21 protein-coding genes are annotated in these 19946 nt (G+C 38.2%); 2 read left to right on the forward strand and 19 right to left on the reverse strand.

The genetic code is table 11. The annotated features are described in order from the left end of the window. Positions 1–4 precede the first annotated feature (4 nt). Entirely contained in the window at positions 5–2464 is a 2460-nt protein-coding gene (fliD, locus tag CPRO_RS13785; protein ID WP_066053081.1) for a flagellar filament capping protein FliD, read from the reverse strand. Positions 2465–2603: 139 nt separating this feature from the next. Between fliD and CPRO_RS13790 the strand changes: the two genes are divergently transcribed. Together CPRO_RS13790 and CPRO_RS15095 are read left to right on the forward strand one after the other, a co-directional pair. Further along, on the forward strand, positions 2604–3377 hold the full coding sequence (locus tag CPRO_RS13790) for a ParA family protein (protein WP_066053084.1): 774 nt from the start codon (positions 2604–2606) through the stop codon (positions 3375–3377). Positions 3378–3555: 178 nt separating this feature from the next. Beyond that, the gene (locus CPRO_RS15095; protein WP_157881691.1) at positions 3556–4260 is read left to right on the forward strand and encodes a late competence development ComFB family protein; all 705 of its coding nucleotides are present in this window, start codon (positions 3556–3558) and stop codon (positions 4258–4260) included. Positions 4261–4403: 143 nt separating this feature from the next. Here CPRO_RS15095 and CPRO_RS13800 read toward each other — a convergent pair whose 3' ends face one another. From CPRO_RS13800 to CPRO_RS13885, 18 genes are all read right to left on the reverse strand, one after another. Further along, the gene (locus CPRO_RS13800) at positions 4404–5327 is read right to left on the reverse strand and encodes a chemotaxis protein (protein WP_066053087.1); all 924 of its coding nucleotides are present in this window, start codon (positions 5325–5327) and stop codon (positions 4404–4406) included. Positions 5328–5542: 215 nt separating this feature from the next. Beyond that, positions 5543–6028, reverse strand: coding sequence for a chemotaxis protein CheD (locus CPRO_RS13805; RefSeq protein WP_066053089.1), 486 nt, complete (start codon positions 6026–6028; stop codon positions 5543–5545). After that, positions 6021–6647, reverse strand: a complete 627-nt coding sequence (locus CPRO_RS13810) for a chemotaxis protein CheC (RefSeq protein ID WP_066053092.1) — start codon at positions 6645–6647, stop codon at positions 6021–6023. The genes CPRO_RS13805 and CPRO_RS13810 overlap by 8 nt, the downstream gene beginning before the upstream one ends. Positions 6648–6677: 30 nt before the next feature. Next, on the reverse strand, positions 6678–7448 hold the full coding sequence (locus tag CPRO_RS13815; protein ID WP_066053096.1) for a flagellar hook-basal body protein: 771 nt from the start codon (positions 7446–7448) through the stop codon (positions 6678–6680). A 93-nt stretch (positions 7449–7541) separates the two neighbouring features. Then, on the reverse strand, positions 7542–8288 hold the full coding sequence (locus tag CPRO_RS13820; RefSeq protein WP_066053100.1) for a flagellar hook-basal body protein: 747 nt from the start codon (positions 8286–8288) through the stop codon (positions 7542–7544). A 91-nt stretch (positions 8289–8379) separates the two neighbouring features. Continuing rightward, a complete protein-coding gene (locus CPRO_RS13825; RefSeq protein ID WP_236782356.1) occupies positions 8380–9141 on the reverse strand; it encodes a sigma-70 family RNA polymerase sigma factor in 762 nt (253 codons plus the stop codon). A gap of 17 nt (positions 9142–9158) precedes the next feature. Further along, positions 9159–11216, reverse strand: coding sequence for a flagellar biosynthesis protein FlhA (flhA, locus tag CPRO_RS13830; protein ID WP_066053103.1), 2058 nt, complete (start codon positions 11214–11216; stop codon positions 9159–9161). Positions 11217–11234: 18 nt separating this feature from the next. Beyond that, complete coding sequence (gene flhB, locus CPRO_RS13835; RefSeq protein WP_066053106.1) at positions 11235–12299, reverse strand: flagellar biosynthesis protein FlhB; 1065 nt, start codon at positions 12297–12299, stop codon at positions 11235–11237. Between the two features lie 111 nt (positions 12300–12410). Continuing rightward, positions 12411–13175 (reverse strand): flagellar biosynthetic protein FliR, encoded by a 765-nt coding sequence (locus CPRO_RS13840; RefSeq protein ID WP_066053109.1) that lies wholly within the window; start codon positions 13173–13175, stop codon positions 12411–12413. An 85-nt stretch (positions 13176–13260) separates the two neighbouring features. After that, positions 13261–13518 carry a flagellar biosynthesis protein FliQ gene (fliQ, locus tag CPRO_RS13845; RefSeq protein WP_066053112.1) on the reverse strand — a complete coding sequence of 86 codons (258 nt, stop codon included), beginning with the start codon at positions 13516–13518 and terminating at the stop codon, positions 13261–13263. A 15-nt stretch (positions 13519–13533) separates the two neighbouring features. Next, entirely contained in the window at positions 13534–14190 is a 657-nt protein-coding gene (gene fliP, locus CPRO_RS13850) for a flagellar type III secretion system pore protein FliP (RefSeq protein ID WP_066053115.1), read from the reverse strand. A 62-nt stretch (positions 14191–14252) separates the two neighbouring features. Beyond that, positions 14253–14585 carry a flagellar biosynthetic protein FliO gene (locus CPRO_RS13855; RefSeq protein WP_066053118.1) on the reverse strand — a complete coding sequence of 111 codons (333 nt, stop codon included), beginning with the start codon at positions 14583–14585 and terminating at the stop codon, positions 14253–14255. 39 nt (positions 14586–14624) lie between these two features. After that, a complete protein-coding gene (locus CPRO_RS13860; RefSeq protein ID WP_066054098.1) occupies positions 14625–14984 on the reverse strand; it encodes a response regulator in 360 nt (119 codons plus the stop codon). A 57-nt stretch (positions 14985–15041) separates the two neighbouring features. Next, positions 15042–16397, reverse strand: coding sequence for a flagellar motor switch protein FliN (gene fliN, locus CPRO_RS13865; protein WP_066053121.1), 1356 nt, complete (start codon positions 16395–16397; stop codon positions 15042–15044). Between the two features lie 27 nt (positions 16398–16424). Next, complete coding sequence (locus CPRO_RS13870; RefSeq protein WP_066053123.1) at positions 16425–17423, reverse strand: flagellar motor switch protein FliM; 999 nt, start codon at positions 17421–17423, stop codon at positions 16425–16427. A gap of 185 nt (positions 17424–17608) precedes the next feature. Then, positions 17609–18400 carry an OmpA/MotB family protein gene (locus CPRO_RS13875; protein WP_066053126.1) on the reverse strand — a complete coding sequence of 264 codons (792 nt, stop codon included), beginning with the start codon at positions 18398–18400 and terminating at the stop codon, positions 17609–17611. A 230-nt stretch (positions 18401–18630) separates the two neighbouring features. Continuing rightward, complete coding sequence (locus CPRO_RS13880; RefSeq protein WP_066053129.1) at positions 18631–19428, reverse strand: motility protein A; 798 nt, start codon at positions 19426–19428, stop codon at positions 18631–18633. 39 nt (positions 19429–19467) lie between these two features. Continuing rightward, positions 19468–19671: a flagellar FlbD family protein gene (locus tag CPRO_RS13885; RefSeq protein WP_066053132.1), complete on the reverse strand. Its 204-nt coding sequence runs from the start codon at positions 19669–19671 to the stop codon at positions 19468–19470. Positions 19672–19946 lie beyond the last annotated feature (275 nt).

The following is a 19946-nucleotide window of genomic DNA, read 5'->3' on the forward strand; positions in this document are numbered from 1 at the left end:
CCAATTACTGGCCACTATACTGACTCAACCAACCACTTTGCGTGTTCATCTTCTGCATAACCACTTCTAATCGTGTAAACTGATTCTGATATCTTGTCCGCTCTGTTTTTAATTTTGTTTCATATTTCTTAATTGTTTTATCAATATCGTTCATCTCCGTAAGTAAAGCATTTTTAAGCATTGAACTAGGGGACTTTACATTACCGGCTTTTTCTATTAATTTACCTTTTGTTGCGCCCACAGTTGCAGCATACTTATCTGTGATCGCCTTCATTCTCGACATAACCCCGCCTGTCATAAGGTTATTATCTTTCAAATCTTCTGTAAAAAGATCCTTAACTCTCTCCGGATCATCCTGCAATGCATTTTTGAGCTTAGTCTCATCCAGTGTTATCTTTCCATTATCCGCCCAATTGGACGAAACGGTAATACCAATATCCGATAACTGATTACTTTCGGTGCCTGTCTTCATAAAGACAAATCTTAAATCGTTGGCTAAGCTAGATATATCTGAATCTCCAAGCAACAGCCCTGCTTTCGCCTTCTTCTCCCATGCAGTGATTTCAGACTCCGACATGTCCTTTCTTTGTTCATCTGTGAGGGGTGTATAAGTTCTGTCACGTTTTTCCTTGATAGCCGCATTACTGTCTTCAACCAAGGTGTTATATTCATCAATCATACTCTTGATGGCTTTGATTACTTTCTCTGTATCAACTCCGGCACTAAATTTAATTCCTTCTGTTCCACCAACATATTCCATCACACCAGACCCATTATCCTGATATCCAAAGGTACCATTGGCTACAATTTTCATTCCATTTAGATTAAAAGAATTTGTTGAACGAGAAATTTCCGTCGCATCTGCTCCGCCTTCTCCGTCAAAGTCTACTAGGATAATTGCATCCTGTCCTTTAACCTCTTTTCCATTCAACTCTTTATTGCTGGAATCAATTGTCCCGTCTGCTTTACGTTTTCCAAAAAGCAGTTGTTCCAGCTCATTTAACTGCGTTATATTCCCATCACCATCTCTAGCGCCAATTTTTACAGAACCCGAGGCACCATTTTGTGTAGAAACAATGGAGAACGAGTCACTGTTTGTTTGATAGGAAATGTTGACATCCGCATTTTTATTAGAATTGATTGCATCAATAATATCCTTCAGGGAAGTTTTATCCTTTTCATATTTTATTTTAATGCTTTCCCCATTAATTGTAATCTCATATTCGTTGCCATCAACAAGACCTGCAGTTTCAGCACCTTTTAGTCCGGATTTATCTAGGGTTGTTGTCAAATTCAATTTGTTTGATGAGCCATTCTCAATGCCAAAAACGCTGCCCTCTCCCGTAATACCAATGGATGAGCTGGAAACGTATAATACAGATGATTTATCCTCAGCCCCAGATGGAAGCACTGTTTTAAATTGAAAAGTATTATCACTGCCTTTTGTCAATTGAATTCTGCCTTTACCAAATGCAGTATCCAATTCATCTTGCAAATAATTTTTGAAATCTGTTTCATTTAATTTTGTTTCGTCATTAAAGGTAATAACCTTCCTTGTGCCATTGTATTCAAAGGAAAGGGATTTCCCCTTCATTCTTTCTGCAAAAGTTGTTTCCTTTTTAAGGTCATCCGGGTTTATCTCTGCAAGAGCATTTAATCCTGCTGAGGTAATACTTTTATCCATAATGGTGGAAGAACCAGAAATAATTCCCAAAGATTTGAAAAGTTCGGCATCGCCATTTACAATTTTTAAAGCATTGCCGGCTTCACTGGTATTTTTGAAATTTAATGTTTCACCATCAGCAGACACATTCATGACGCTGGCTAAAGTTTTATTACCACCAATGTCTACATTTTCTAAGGCTTTGTTCATCCCTTTGGCTACTTCTTCCGCATTGGTATAAGGGCCGCCCCCTTCTTTTGGAGGCATAAAAGCAGTGTATTGTTTATCTCCATATTGGACAATAAAAGCTTTCCCCAATATAGTCGAGATATCTTCATTTCCAAAATTAACTGCTTCGGTTTGTATGTAGTTATCTGATAAAGTTTCTGTTGTAGTAAAGTTGGCATCCTGTGCCAATTGCTTAATCCCATTTACAGTAAATTGCTGACCGCCGGTAACACTTCCACTGGCTGTAACATACTTGCTGTTACTACCCGATGGGGTGATTACACTTCTTGAGTAAAAATTCGCACTATAAAGGTTTGTGCCAGATGAGTACGAAGTGTAACTATTGGCGAAGCTCACCAGTTTGTCGCTGATTGCACGATATGCATCTGTCTTCCATGACAATAATGTTTTATTTTGCTTTTGCTTTGCTATTTTACTTCTTGTGCTCGCCGTCATCCCATCAATCAATTCATCGGTATTCAAACCGCTGACAAGACCACCAATCCCCTTGGATTGGCTTCCATAGGCATTACTGGAAGATGACGTAGAAGTGAGGCTTGATATTGTTGCCATAGTATTCCTCCTTCAATATAGTAAATGATGTGCTCAATATCCATTCTTATCTAATTTTCCTCTATACTTATTTTTCGACATATAGTATACTTTTATTAATAGTTCAGTACCACAATTTAAAAATTATGAGGTGATACTCGTGTCAGTAATCATTACATTAACAAACCAAAAAGGCGGCGTAGGGAAAACAACAACCACCGCAACGCTTATTACCGGCTTATCCCTTCAAGAATATAAAGTTCTTGGAATAGATTTAGATCCACAGGGAAACTTAGGCTTCTCCTTAGGTCTTGATATAGAAAATACAGCAACGATTTATGATGTTTTTCGCGGCGAAGCAAAAATTGAAGATGTGATTCAAGAAACAGAATACGGTGATATCATTCCTTCAAATATTTTGTTAAGCAGTGCAGAGCTTGAATTCAACCGCTCCGGCAGAGAGTACCTTCTGAAAGAGGCACTTGAATCTGTCATGGATAAATATGACTTTATCATAATTGATACACCACCGGCATTAAATATATTAACAGTGAATGCCTATGTTTGCTCTGACCATCTGATTGTGCCTATGGTTCCCGAAATTCTGAGCCTTTTGGGCGTCAGCCAATTAAAAGAGACTGCACAGACAGTAAAAAAATTCTATAACTCAAAATTAAATGTTCTGGGCTTGCTGTTGACAAAATATAATAGTCGTACAAATCTGGCCCTTGAAGTTGCCGATATGGCAAACGAGATCGCCAGCCAGCTGAATACCTCTGTTTTTTCTGCAAAAATCAGAGCCAGCGTGGCAGTTGCCGAAGCCCCTGCCCACGGTTCCTGTGTTCTGATGTATGCCCCCAGATCCAAGCCAACCCTTGATTACATAGACTTCATTGAAGAAGTTCTGATTCGTTGTAAAAGAGCAAGAAAATAATCACATAGTCTCCTTGAAATTCTCTCTATACATAGGGGTATTCTATTGCTTTTTTTGGGGCTTACTTTGGCTATGAGCCAACTAATTTAACTTTTTACAGCGTAGCCCATAACAAATGCCTGTTATGATTTATTTACGATACGCTTTGTCTATTATTTATTTGAAAAGAGGTATTAAAATGGCGCGTAAAACCAATAAGACCGCCCACGTCCTGAACCTGATCTCTAAGGCAAAGGATGAGCATCAAGCTCTGGATGAACAAATGGAAATTGATGATACAGGCTCTGATGTGTCAAATGATTTAATGTTTATGGGATTTGAGCCTTCCAATGATAAATCAATTTCCGAAAAAATCAATGAAAACTTAGAGGCACTTGTAGAAGAGGAAGGTAACCCCTCCTCCCCCGCTACTCGAGAACTTCCCGAAAAAAATCAGCTCGTGGAGAAAGAAAGTACCGTGGAGGAAATCTATAAAATGCCTACTATAGAACCAGACACAGAAGCCACAGCAGAGGTTTCTGTCCCAGAACCCAAGATACAACACATGGAAGGTGAAGAAGTGCCTACGTCCACTGCAGTTATTCATCAGGAGCCACCCGCGGAAGCACCCAAAGAACATGTTTTTCATTATATAAATGTTTATGAAAAATTGGTATTGGAGCGTCTGGAAGAATTTCAAACTATGTTTGATGTTTGTACCTGCCCAAGATGTGCTGCCGATGTGATTGCAATTGCACTTACAAACCTTCCTGCAAAATATATCGTCGTAGATAATCCTAAAATCATTCCTTTACTTAGTTTTTATCGTGAAAAATTTAAAACCCCTGTTGCCACCCAACTGTCAAGCGCTTGTGTAACCGTAAAGGAAAAACCTCTGCATTAATGCATAGCAAATATCATTGTGTCTGCCTGAGGATACGGATTCATTTAGATTATTAAAAAAGCCCGATTGCCACCTACAGGTTATCTCTGTAGCCTTAGCAATACGGGCTTTTTATCTATCATAAATAAGACGCAAAATGATATTTATCTTCTTTTCTTTTCAAGCAAATGATCGATAACTTCAACCAAGCTCCCAATTTCAGGCTTACTAATCTGTTCATCTGCGCCAATCTGCTTTCCTTTGATGTATAGCTCTTCATTAATCAATGAAGAGAAAATAATAACAGGAAGTTCCTTCAAAAGTTTATCACTTTTAATTAGTTTTGTTAATCTATGACCATCCATGGCGGGCATTTCAATATCGGTAATCACTATGGATACCTTTTCAGCAAGAGTATCCTCATCTTGAATGCTACGTAAGTAGTCCCATGCCTCTTGTCCATTATCAAACTTTGTAATGTTTTTATATCCCGCTTTGTGCAAGCATTCCAGTATCATCTTAGACAACAAGATTGAATCTTCCGCCAAAACAATAGGCTCATTACTAACTTTTCTCTCTCCCAGCTTAGCAATATCCTCCGTCTGAATGCCTGTACGAGGGGCAATTTCAGAAACTATTTTTTCAAAATCCAAAATTACTACCAGATCTCCATTAATTTCTGTAATACCTGTAGCTACCCCCTCTTCGCCGCCACTTACGGTTTTATCGGGTTTTTGGATATCTGTCCAAGAAATTCGGACAATGCCTTCCACGCTGTTTACGCGGAAAGCAATGTGCATTCTATTAAAATTAGTGACAATAAATAAATCTCGCTCACCGTTAGTTGCTTCATTTCCATACAAATATTTAGCCAGATTTACTACAGTAATAACGGAACCTCTTGGCTTAAAAACGCCTTCCACAACAGGATGAGCTAAGGGCATCGCCGTAACAGCCTCTGCCACCATAATCTCTCTCACTTTGGCAACATTAATTCCATAGAGCTTATCATTGATTTTAAACTCCATAATTTCTATTTCATTTGTTCCTGTTTCAAGTAAAATTTCGCTCTTATTTTTTACGGCCATATGTATTCCTCCATTAAATTGTAGTAATCCTTTTGATGCATGAAACATGTTACATATAAATTGAAAACTACATATTCGTGATGATATGCAAATACCTTTGCTTACATAATACCACAAATTTTTACAAAAAAACAGCAATTAGAGAATTCATAAAAAAAACTATAAGTCCTGATTTATTTCAGATTTCATTACTACCGACAAAATTTCTTTTCTTGTTAAAAAATTATTTCTTTTCTTCCAAATGATCTTATATTTCCTTGGCCATTGCTGCAATCAAAAACCAAAGTCCTTGCAAAATTTCCGCCCACTTCCTCACTGATAATAGGAATGCCTTCTTCCCGTAAGGTATTACGAACACTTTCAATATTACGCTGACCAATATTCCCTAAGGAACCACCACCGGGGATATCAAACATTTTGGCACCACCGGCAATTTTTGCTATAAGTCTTCTTTTTAAGGCTCCAAAGACCTCCATTTTTTTGATTGTTGCTCGTATCCCCGTGTCGGCAAACTTATATACATTCGCATCTGCACTGTTTTCTAATCTTTGAGGAAGCATAATATGTACCATGGCTCCAACCTTTGCAATGGGGTCATATAAACAAACTCCAACGCATGAGCCAAGGGCATATGTGATCAAGCGTCCTTCCATCCTGGTAAACTTCATATCTGCAATTCCCACTGCAATCTCTTTATTCATTAAAAACACCCAGCTTATTCAATAAAAAATTCAACGATTTGATATCCGGCAGCATAATCAAATTACTGGTCATTTCTCCGCCATTATAAATAAATTTACCATCAACAACCATAATTGTATCGGTCACATATCCGTATTCTATCATAGGAACAGACATAATTCCACCCAACATATTAATTGCCATGGCAGGCACAGAAAGATTGATTGAAATACTGCTTAACTGGGATACTGCATTCGCATAGGATGAAATGATGATATTGCTGACCTCGGCAATTGCAGATGCCCTGATTTCGTCAATATCTTCAAAATGCTCAATTTTACCAAGGGAAAGTCTTTCAAAAACAATGTTTACAAAATCAAAATCCAATAAATAAAGCATAATACCGCTGAATTCACCGGTCATGTGCACCAAGACCGCTGAAACTATTTTTTCAGGCCCGCCTAAAAAATCAATGACTTGATTATAACCCATAATCTTCACTTCAGGTAAAGACATTGAAATTTTAGCTGACAATGTGTTAGAAAGGGCTGTTGCGGCATTGCCGGTGCCGATACTGCCGATTTCACGAAGCATATCTATGGCAAATCCGTTCATTTCTTCATATTTACTTATTTTCATAGTCCCTCCAGCCATCTAGAATGTTATCCGTCATCTTAAATTATTAACCAAATTTTGAATTTCATCTGTTGTCTGAACCACTCTAAGAGAATACTGATAAGCTCTTTGTGCTTCAATTACCTTTACAAATTCCTTAGAGATATCTACGTTTGAACCCTCAAAGCTTCCACTTGTTACCCTTGCTTCCACCAGAAAAGGTTTCCCGTTTTTTTCAACGGGAACAAAATTGGTATCACCAATACTTAGCATACCCTCAGTTCTAGGAAAATCAAACACAGCGGGCTTTGCATCTTTAACGGAAACAGTTTCACCGTCCAGTGGATTGCCATCCTTGTCGGTTTCCTCCTCTGTCAAATTTCCATCATCGGTTTTAATTTTAATTGGATTTCCGCTCTCTCCAATGACAAAATACCCTTCCTTTGACGTTAAATAGAAGCCATCCTCCTTCTGGGACAAGACAAAGCTTCCATTTGTCGTATAACAATACTTTTTCGTCTGGGGATTTTGCAGAGCAAAAAATCCTCGTCCTTCAATAGTAAAATCTAAATCTGAGGAAGATAAATTCGTACTGCCTTTTTCAAAAGAAATACTGGTTCTATCTGCCTTTGCACCACTGCCTACCTTTACTTTAGATTCTAATCCATCTTTTCCAGCCATATTGTTGTACATCAAATCGGAAAAGGATTGGTTTTTTGTTTTGTAACCTGCTGTATTTACATTTGCTATATTATTGGCAACTACATCCAGCTTTGTCTGTTGTGCAGCAGCTCCAACCTTCCCATTATAAAATGACATTTCCATACGCGATTCTCCTTTGCAAGTAAAACCATTGGCAATTTACAATCTGCCAATAGAGACGTCAAAACATGTTATGAAGCATTTACAACCCTTACTTTATACTCTGCCAATTTCTGTTGTGGCTTTGACTGCCATAGCATCATACATCTTCAATATTTGAGCTGCACTTTGCAAAGTTCTTTGATTAACCAACATATCCGTCATCTCCCTGAGGGGATCCACATTGGAATTTTCCACATATTTCCATAAAAGGGTTGCATCTGTTTTCTGGACTGTTCCTCCGGAAAAAACTCCCTCGGAAACCTTGCTCATGTCATCGTATTTTTCAAAATCCACAATTTTCAGTTTGGAAACCAAATTACCTGTTGCATCATAAATTCCTCCATCAGGCTCCACCTGAAAATCATCGGATTTTATCAAGATCGGGCCATTTGTACCACTCACACGACCCACACCTTGTAGCACCACATATCCTTCCTGATCCAAGCTAAAGGAACCATTACGGGTGTATACTTTTTCTCCTTGTCTATCTACTTCAAAAAAGCCTTTCCCGCTAATCGCAAAATCCAATATACCACCGGTCTCCTCCCAGCCACCATCAGAAAAGTCTGTTACCGTTTCATATGGTACGGTGATCATGGAGGAATTGCCCAAAGGGCTCCCTTCTGCACCCGTAATATTATTCCCGGTTCTGGACATTACTGCATCCTGGAATGTTCCCGAAACCATTTTATCTGACTTATAACCACTGGTGGAAACATTGGCTAAGTTATTACTGATAACATTTAAATTTTTATTTTGCGTTAGCATGCTTGATGATAAATTATAAAACCCTTTAAACATTTTCCCCCTCCTTCTGGAGTGTTTCTAATCCACTTTTTGTAATCCTTCATCTTGTTAAAAAATCTTTTAAAATGTTAAACATTATACTAAACTATTCTTTTAAGTACAGTCTCAGCTTTCTTAATGCATTAGAATGTATCTGAGAAACCCTAGGCTCGCTGACACCTAAAACAGCGGCGATCTCTTTCATATTTAAATCCTGCACATAATGCAGTGAAACAACAAGCTTTTCTCTTTCTCTTAAGCTTTCCAAGCCCATTTTTATTTCCCGCTCCAACTCCATGCTATCAAGGTAATGCTCCGGCATGGTTTCCGTATTCGTATTCATAACCTGATTTTGATACCCACCGTTTTCTCCATCATCCAATAGCATTTCAAAGGATAGAACATTCATCAGGTTCGTTTTGCGTAAATCATCATAATATTTTTCAACAGTCACATTCAGGTATTGTGCAATTTCTTCGTCGGAAGGGGCACGCCCCAACTCCGTATACAAGGCACTTAAGGCTTTATCAATATCTTTTGCCGCCTTTCGAACACTTCTGGGAACCCAATCGTTTTTTCTTGCAATATCGATTACAATCCCCCGCATGCGCTTGGCAATAAAACTTTCAAACTTCACATTTTTATCCATGTCAAATTTATCAATTGCATGCATTAAAGCAAGAACACCTTCATTTATGATGTCATCTATTTGGGTAAAATCATGATAGACACCACGCATCTGAATTGCCACATTCTTTACGATATGTACATACCTTAAAACCAGCTCATTTTTAATCCCCAAATCACTGGTGGCCTTGTATTCAGCAAAAAGCTCTTCATTTGTCATTTCGTTGCGTTTTTTCTTCAATATGATTCGCTCCTATGTTATAACACAATATTTCCAATGGATTGAATTTGAACATTATTCGCTATTTCGTTAAAGGAAATAACGCTGACATTGGGATAAAACTGCTCTATTAATCGATAAAAATATACTCTTACCACATGGCTTGTCAATATTACGGGTTTCACCGAAATATCGTTGAATTTTTTCACATTTTCCGAAACCTGCAATAAAACCTTTTGCAATATGTCAGGACTGAGTGACAGATATATGCCATGCTCGCTTTTTGCCATGCTTGAAACAATTATCTTTTCTAGCTCCGCATCTAGGGTTATCACCTTCATTTGTCCACCTTCGCAGAACTTACGGGTAATGGTACGCTTTAGAGCAACCCTTATATTTTCCGTAATCATGTCTAAATCCTTGGTAGTAGAAGAAGAATCAACAATGGTTTCAATAACTGTAACCAAATCCTTGATTGGCACTCCCTCCTTTAGGAGGTTTGACAAAATCTTCTGGAAACTGCTGTAAGAAATAATATTGGGAAAGGCTTCTTCCACAAGTTCCGGGATGCTCGCCTTCACGTTCTCAATCAACTGCAACACTTCTGCTCTGGATAACAACTCATAGGAGTGTTTGGAAACCACTTCTGACATATGTGTCAGCATAACAGAAAGGGGGTCGATGACCGTATACCCATAAATTTCAGCCAACTCCTTATTCTCAGGCAATATCCATTTACTGGGTATTCCATAAGCCGGTTCAATGGTGTCAATGCCGTCGATTTCTCCCGCCAAATCTGAAGGTTCAATGGCCAGATAATAGTCTACAAGAATCTCTCCTGAGGCTATTTCTTCACCTTTTATTTTAATGGAATATTCATTAGGGTTTAGGGATGCACTGTCTCGCAGCCGAATGGAAGGAATGACAAACCCCATATCCTGGGCGTATTGCCGTCGGAAAATAACAATTCTGTTAATCAGCTTTCCGCCTCCGGAATCATCCACCAAGGGAATCAGGCTATATCCAAACTCCATCTCAATGGGCTCCACATTTAGTAGAGGATAAATATTGTTTACATCCTTAAAGTAGTCCTCCTCGCTGGCCATCTGCTGGGGAAATTCCGCTTCTTGCATTCCGGCATCCTGTGCTATGGCAAGTTTCATATTTCTTCGTGAGAAATAGCCCAAGGAAAGCAACATTGCCGAGGTAAGCAGCAACGCTATGGTAGGCATTCCGGGAATGACCGAAATCAAACCTACAATTGACCCACCCATTAGCATAGCCTGAGGCTGAGCCAAAAACTGAGTGGCCACATCGGTGTTCAAACTTCCGTCTGATACCGCTCTTGTTACAATCATACCCGTAGCAGTTGAAATCAAAAGTGCGGGAATCTGTGAAACCAAACCATCACCAATGGTTGCAATGGAATAAACCTTCAATACTTCTGAGAAAGACATTCCCGATTGCACCAAACCAATAATAACGCCTGCGCAAAAGTTGATTACCGTAATGATAATGGACATAACGGCATCACCTTTTACGATTTTGGTGGCACCATCCATTGCTCCATAAAAGTCTGCTTCTTTTTGTATTTTATAACGTCTAACCTTTGCCTCTGCCTCTGTGATGAGGCCTGAGTTTAAATCAGCATCAATTGCCATCTGTTTACCGGGCATAGCATCCAGCGTAAATCTTGCCGCAACCTCAGCAACACGCTCAGCGCCCTTAGAGATTACGATAAACTGAACAAGCACAATAATAATGAATATAATCGTACCTACAACTACATTTCCTTGTAAAACAAATTTGCCGAAGGCCGCAATAACCTTTCCTGCTTCACCTTGTTCCGTCAAAATCAGTCTGGTTGAAGAAATATTCAAGCCAAGACGAAAAAGGGTTGTAATCAAAAGCAGCGAAGGGAAAATAGAGAACTCCAAAGACTCCTTTATGTTCATTGTAATCAGCAATATGATGAGGGATACTGAAATATTTATAATAAATAAAGTATCCAACAAAAAAGGCCTTAAGGGAATAAGCAGCAGTAATACAATTAAGATTACAAACAAGGAAACTGAGTTTTGTAATAACTTTTTCATATCTCACACCATTTCAAGTTAAAGTATCTTTTTATTTTTCAATTGATATACATATACCAAAATTTCCGCAACGGTACCGTAAAAATCTGCGGGTATTTCTTGGTTAAGATCTGTCATAGCATAGATAGCTCTTGCTAGGGGCTTATTCTCCAGAACATAAACATCGCTCTCTTCAGCCGTTTTTATAATTCGAAGAGCAACCTCATCCTGCCCTTTGGCAAGAAGTATGGGTGCGCTGTCTTTTTCTAAATCATATTTTAATGCAACTGCAAAATGGGTAGGATTTTTGATTACAACGTCCGCTTGGGGAACTGCCTGCATCATTCTAGACATGGCCATTTTTCGTTGAACCTCTTTAATCTTGCTTTTAATCTGAGGATCCCCTTCCATTTGCTTATATTCTTCCTTCAATTCGTGCTTAGACATCTTAATCTGACGCTCATATTCCCACCATTGAAAGAAATAATCCAATACAGATATGACTAAAAAAGCCAAACATATTTTGAAAACAAGAGACATTGTCAAATTCAACAACAATGCGCAGGATGGATAAACATCCCCTTGTATTGTTCTGGTAACTGATAAAATACTTTTGGAAATAAAGGAATACAGCATTACAATTAAAATGGTTATTTTTATAATTCCTTTTACCACATCAAATACGCTTTTTACAGAAAAGAGTTTCTTTATCCCTTGAAGGGGATTCATTCTATTGAATTTCGGTTTTAAACTGTCTGCAACAAAAATGGGCTTAGTCTGTGCAACGGTTGCAAGGATTGACAAAGCCACGGAGATGCAAACAATGGGTGCCGCAATTTGAAAAAATGCAAGCATGGTCTCCTTTGATACTTCCATTGCAAAATCGTTCGTGATATCCGTTTTGGTTTGGGCATAATGAAAGGCTTTATAAATAAACGTATTTATCGTTTGGAGCATTTGAGGGAAAAAAACTTTTAAAGCGAAGAAGGTTCCGATTAAGGATACAACAGCAATCACATCCTTGCTGACTAAAATATTTCCCTTCTTACGCTCGTCCTTCCTTCGCTTGGGCGTGGCCTTCTCGGTTTTGGAATCTCCAGCCAATGTTCTCCCCCCTTATACGAATCCTTATTTGCGGGATAAATCCTCCCAAGTCACTTCTATATATTTCGTAAAAGCATAGGACTATTCAGTAAACCACTTATCTAATTATTTTTAACCCATTTGCATCAGAATCAGCCTTACGCTGTCCACCATAGTTAGCACCAATGTATTCAAAAAATCCGCCATTGGCGTAAAAATAATAAGCATTGTAAGTAATCCCACAAAAATTTTAAGCTGAATATCAACAACAAAAACATTGATTTGCGGAATGGCTCTCATCAAAATTCCCATACCAACTGCACACATAAATTCAATTGCAATAACGGGAAATGCCATTTTTAAGGCAAGCTCACTGCACAAAATAAAGGTATCCAATATACCTTGAGCCACTTCCTGACCCAAAGCAATCTGTCCATAGGGCACCACTTGCACTGAATTTAATAAAATATGAATAATAGCTAAATGGGCATCCATTGCAAAGAACAAAAACATAAATAAAATATTATAGTAGGTTGCGCTTAATGCAATAGAGGTGTTACTTTGTGCATCAAATATCTTTGCCATGGATAACCCCAGCTGCAAATCAATGATTTCACCTGCAAAAATAATGACAAATAGAAATAAACTGATTACAAAGCCAATGGCTGCACCTGCTGCAAATTCCTTAATCAGAAGCACGCCGTATTCAAACACGCCCGAAAGCTCCATCTGCTGTTGTGGCAAAGAAGTAAATACAATCATAGCCAGAGCAAGAATCAATCCGGATTTCACAATAGCAGGAATATTTCTCCTCCCAAAAATAGGATTCAGCAGAACAAATCCCGACATTCTCATTAATATAAACGAGAAGAAAACAAAGTTTTTATAATAATCCATCTGTTTCTTTGCCTCCGAAATTACATTAGTGCAAAATGTATTTTCCTTTTCCCACCTTTTGTCTAAAAGACAAATCTAAAACCAATCAAAGCATAAGCTTAAACACCTCATACACAAAATCCTGCAAGGTTTCAAGCATCCATGGCCCGCAAATGATACAAACAAATACAATCAATAAAACCTTTGGAACAAATGTGATTGTTTGTTCATGAATTTGGGTTGCCGCCTGTATGATCGATATAAAAACACCAATAATCATACTAAGTATAAGGATGGGGCCACCGATTTTCATCGCCACCATAATAGCTGAACGCATAATATCTAAAGCTTCTCCGTTTGTCATATATTATCCTCCCGGCTAATTAAAGCTCTTAATCAATGTAGAGAATAACAACTGCCACCCGTTTACCGTAATAAATAATAAAATTTTAAACGGCAGTGAAATCATAGCGGGAGGTAACATAATCATACCCATTGACATCAGTGTACTGGATACCACGATATCAATTAATAAAAAGGGAAGGAACAACAGGAAACCCATAATAAAAGCTCGTTTCAATTCACTTGTCATAAATGAGGGAATCACAACCGTTAAAGGTAAATCCTCATACTGATCCGTAATCTTCTCCCCTGAAAAATCCATAAACATGTCCAAGGTTTCCTTCTCTGTTTGTTTCAGCATAAAGTTCTTCATTGGGACCGATGCGCGATCCAATGCTTCCTGCCCGGTGATTTGCTCATTTTTATAGGGTATGTAAGCCTCTTCATTTATTTGATTCAACACCGGGGACATAATGAAAAGCGTAAGAAACAGGGCTATACCCACCAAAACTGTATTTGGTGGAGTCTGTTGCATTCCTAGCGCATTTCGCAAAAAAGACATCACAATAATAATTCTTGTGAATGACGTTGTCATAATAACAATGGAAGGCAGCATTGTAAGAACAGTTATCATTAATATCATTTCTAATGATTGAATCTGTCCGCCGTTTATATTGATAAAAGCATCATTCATGATAAACTCCCTCGTACACTAAATACATTTCATCCCCTGTGTTTCCTATGTATTCATGAATTTTATTTCTTTCTTCCCGGTAAATACTGGGACAAGACTTCCTTGAAGTCATATTCGCCTTTACTATGAAGCTCTTCCGACATTTGAAAAGCTTCTTCATCTATATTATCTAATTCTTTAATAAGTCCGACCCCATTGGGGGATAAAGACAACAAATAATAATTTTTCTGCACTTTTAAAACAACAACAGATTTATCCTGGGAAATGGATAATCTATCTACAATTTCCATGTGTCGTGAAGCTCTGAATTTCATTGTCTTCGTACCCACATACTTTGTAAACCAATAGCTCAGAAATAAAATTAAGATGACTGATAGAAAGGTCAAAAAAATCATAAAAAAATCTTCAAAAATCAGACTCTCCTCCTGTCTAGCTTACCCCAGTACAGTTGTTACTGTCTTCAAAATTCTATCAGGCTTAAAGGGTTTTACAATGAAATCCTTAGCGCCAGATTTGATTGCCTCAATTACCATTGCTTCCTGACCCATAGCAGAACACATTACCACATTTGCAGAAGGATCCATCTGTTTGATTGCTTTTAGTGCACCCAAACCATCCATATTAGGCATGGTAATATCCATAATTACCAAATCAGGGTGAATTTCTGTATACTTCGCAACTGCCTCTACACCGTCTGCCGCTTCATAGATGTCACTATAACCGTTTTTTGTCAGTGCATCTTTAATCATCATTCTCATGAAAGAAGCGTCATCCACCAATAAAATTTTAGCCATTATAACCATTCCTTTCTTTTCCTATCTTTTTTCATTTTTTCTATTGTCATTGCCAACTTATATTTTCTTTAAAACCTCTGTTACACGCACACCAAAATTATCATCAACGACAACCACGTCGCCCTTTGCAATACACTGACCATTTACATAGATATCAACCTGCTCACCAGCAAGCTTATCCAATACAATCAATGATCCCTTATTGTATTCGAGAATTTCTCGAACATTTTTCTTTGTGCGACCAATTTCCACAGAAATCTCCAGTGGTACACCCATAATCAAATCTAAGTTTTCCTTACGCTCCTGATCCAGCAAGCTTTCCCCTCTGTTTAAATCAGCATTTGGCTTGACATTAATCACCTTGGGTTGCGCCGGAGAGGTGTTTGCCCCAGGCGCATAACTTTGCTGTGGCGCATAGCTTGGTTGTGGCGCAGGCCTTGCAGGCGTATTTTCCACCACAGGTGCAACCACATTATTCTGACTTACCTCTGTTTTAACCGGTTCAGGTTGGGTAACAGGAGTATTACTCTGAAAGCTTTGAGACAGCAGTTTTTCAATTTCCTCCTGACTCAGCTTTCCTCCGGAAGATGATTCCGCCGACGGTGTTTTTGCCGGTTCAGGCTGGGTATCGCCGGGAGTAGCACTTTGAAAGCTTTGAGACATTAATTTCTCAATCTCCTCCTGGCTCATCATTCCTCCTGAAGATGACTTCTCCTCAGGCTCAGATTCTTGGAAGTTTTGATAGTTCATTTCCTGGGTTTCCACCGCAGGTGCAGGTGGTTCAGGCACAGCATCCTGAGAATCATCCGGCAAGTCTCCAATTGGCAGTCCAAAACATGACAGCAGCTTTCTTGCCAAATCTACCGTCATAATGTTTAAAAATTCGCTTTCCAAAGAGTCTTCCACTTTCAGTGAAAACCTTACCACAACCATTGGCTGGTCATCCAGTAAGTACTTTTCAGCAAATTCAGCCACTGTATTAATTTCAAACGAGGTCGGTGTAGAAATATTAACAGGCTCTCCCAACAGTTCCGCCAAGGCGGTAGAGGATGACCCCATCATCTGATTCATTACCTCGCGTATTGCACTCATATTGATGTCATTTAGCTCAAATTCCTCTTCTGGGATTTCCGATCCCATCAGAATCTCAACAATCACCTTAACATCGTGTCGTTTCAGCAACATAATATTATTGCCGCTTAACCCCGTAACATAAGTTATTTCCACCGCAACTGCCGGCTCCATATATGTAAACTCAAAGCTTTCTTTGCTTGATACCATTACAGTTGGAACAGTAATATCAACTCTTCTGTCGAGCATAGTTGAAACTGCTGTAGCAGATGCCCCAAGGCTGATGTTTAGAATTTCGCCAATGGCGTCCATCTCTAAAGAGTTAAAAATCTTATCGGCCATAACAATTAATCCCCCCTTTGGCTTTTCCTAGTTCTTATTTATTTCACTTATTCTCACTGCCATATTTTTATTATGAACACCCAATTTTCCATTGAACCAGATATTGTCCTCAACAAAAACATCAACAAATGAGTTTTGGGGCCTATTTAAATTAATAATATCGCCCTTCTTAAGATCATAAATATCTTGCAACATTACAGTAGCATCACCAATCCTAGCAGTAATTTCCAGATCTGATTCCTTGATGGATTCAAAGATATCTCGTGAAGTATGGTCAACAGCTCCACCAGACGATCTGCTATTGGGAGATTTTTTGTTATCCAGTATCCCAAAAATATTCGTTAGCAATGTACTTGGGATACAAACATTAATTTTGCCTGCAACATTATTAATAATTACCTCAATTACAACAATGACTACAATTTCATCCATCCCTATTTCCTGCATCAATCCGTGGGAGGTCTCAATCTTTTCAATTCCAAAGTCAATTTCAAGATAATTTGCCCATCCATCTTTCATTACGCCAACCAGATATTTTGTAATATTCTCGTAAAGTAAAAGCTCTATATCTGTATAAGCATACTGAGAAGATACATTTTGGGGCTCTTCGCCCTTCCCCCCCAGCATTCGGTCAATCATACTGAGCATCAGTGGTGTAGTAATATGCATGATAACCGTGCCGCCGCCATCTTTACTTAGCAATGATGCATTGATCAGCGTCAATGCATCATTATCTGATAAAGCATTACTAAATTCATAATAGCGCTCCTCTTCCACAGTAATAAGAGTAACTTGGCTGGATGCCCTAAGCAAGCTATTCAGTCTGGAAGAAACAAGCCTGCAATAGTTCTCATGGGTGTTTTTTATTATATTCAATTTGTCCTTCGTGTATTTCTTGGGACTGTAGAAATCATATTTACGGTATTTCTCGCCAGCATCCTTAGAGACTTCTTTCTCAATGCTGCCTCCACCAACTACTGATGCAAGAAGTGCATCAATCTGACTCTGGCTTAATACTTCAGACATCTTTTGCGTTCACCCCTACCATATTTTATTAGGTCGTTTATGCTTTCCCTTTTCGAAGATTTGCAAAATTGTTTTGAATTCTGTAAATAAGGAAGATTGAAACATATAACGATATTCCTAATTTCCCAAAAATCATTATTATAAGCACTTTTTTGGTTTCTTCTTTTTATCTAGAACATAATTACTTAATTTTGTGCCTTTGCTTCACCAGTACCATATACTTCATTATAATAGTTATCCAGTGATCTAACAACACTGTCATTTTTGGAAATTATTATCTCAACTCGCCTGTTTTTCGCTCTGCTCTCTCTGGTATCGAAAGAGCTGATAGGTCTAAACTGACCAAAACCAATGGAAACTAGCTTATCAGGATCAATAATATTTTTCTTTTGCATATAAACAAGCACTTCTGCTGCTCTGTCTGATGATAAAAATCTATCGCTTTGAATCTCGTTTGGTTCTGTAGGACTTGCTTGAGAGGTATGTCCCAATATTTGTATTTCACCAATAGAGTTATTAACATCTTTAATGATTTTACACAATTGATCCAGAACATTTTTCCCCTCTTGCTTTAGCACATAGCTGTCACCATCAAAAAAGATATTGTTTCGGAACGTAATAAATGTATACCCATCACCCTTGGTAACTTCAACATCAGCAGAAAGACCATTTACCTCGACATACTTTGACAATTTATAATACATTTCGTCAAAGTCATCAGCAAACTGATAATCCTCACCATTGCCTAAAACATTGCCTTCCACATCATAGTTTCCATCGGTTTCCTCTGCGTTTTCAACAATCTGACTCACTTCTGCATCTGTTGGATTAAAGCTTTTCACAATCATTTTCCACTTTGCACTATCAACAGATGATATTGAATAGAGCAATACAAAGAAACATAGGAGAAGTGTCACCATATCACTATAGGTGTTCAGCCATTCGTTAGAAACGCCTCCACTCCTTTTTTTCTTCATTGTCTTATCCTCCTTTGTACTCCGTCGTCGCCTATGCTTAATTTGAATTATTTTCACAAGCATTCATCCTTTCAAAAGCGGTGGATTGGCGAACGTCAAACGACTACAGTTCGTAAAATTATTCTTTCTTTTCCCATAATGGAGGATGTTTTCAATTCCTTGAGTTCCCTTTGCACTGTAATAAAACTTATGCAGTTCCCAAACCTCCGACACGCTGAATAGCGGTATTTTTATTCTTCTTCTGCTGCTCCACCTTTGCCTTTTTTCTGGTTTTTGGTTTTTTCGTATTGTGGTAAATAAGCAATCAGCTTTTCTTTTAAGAAATTTGGGTTTTCACCAGCCTGAATTGCTAAAATACCTTCAATAATAATTTTCCTGCACAAGAACTCTTCGTCGCTGCGAACCTGCAATTTCTTTGCAATAGGCATAAAGAACATATTCGCCAGTAAAGATCCATAGAAGGTTGTAATCAATGCAATGGCCATGTTCTGGCTAATGCCATCTGCACCTTGATCCATATTCATGGATTTTAACATATTCACCAAACCAATCAGCGTTCCCACCATACCAAACGCCGGTGCATAGCCCGCACCTTTTTCATAAAATTCAATAATCTCACTGTGTCTCTCTGAAATATAATCCAATGTGTTATTCAAAATTTCACTTACCTGCTGTGGTGTGGTAGAATCCACAATCAGCATCAGTCCTTCTCGAAAAAAGGGATCTTGCATGGTATTTGCCTTTTCTTCCAAGGCTAGCAGTCCGCTTTTACGAGCAATAATCGCCAGCTCATATAATTGATCTATGAATTCCATAGCATTATATGGATTTTTTAACAATATCTTAAACTGCTTCGGCAGCTGTTTCAGCACCCTTGCAGGATAACTGGCAATTAAAGCAGCATAAGTTCCACCAATTACTATAATTATGCTCTGTAAATCCCAAAAGTTCCCAAGATCTTTTATGCCAATACCGTAAAGAACAAGCACCAGACCTGCTATAATCCCTATGAACGTTGTTAAGTCCATATTGCGCCTCCAAAACTATTTTTTCAAATTACCTAGATTTTAAGCATCTTGATTTAAATTCATGGTGTGTATTGCTGATAGATATTTAATACTCTTTTCAATGATCTCATCCGGCGTTTCACGCACTATATAAAAGCTTAAATTATTAAGCAGTATTTTGGATTCCGGAATGCTCTCAATCGCAATGATCTGCTCACAATTTAAAACAAATTTTTCTCCGTTAAGCTTTGTTAATTTTATCATCTTATCCTCCTGAGATGTCCACATTTAGTTCAGTAATCCCTAAAACGCTGATAAAATATAATCTATTGCCCAACGCCAAAGGTCTTTTCAAAATATCCTAAAGCAATTCTAACTTTTCATACGCAATACGTTTGTATATCATAGAATTCTACACTTTCATGAAAACTCATTTAACCAATACCCCACAAATAATAACCACTTACAAAATCAGTCTTGTTTTTAAAACTCACTTTAAGAGTAGTAAACCGCAGCCCATATGGCAGCGGTCTGCACTC

The organism is Anaerotignum propionicum DSM 1682 (assembly GCF_001561955.1).
GTDB classification, from domain to species: Bacteria; Bacillota; Clostridia; order Lachnospirales; family Anaerotignaceae; genus Chakrabartyella; species Chakrabartyella propionicum.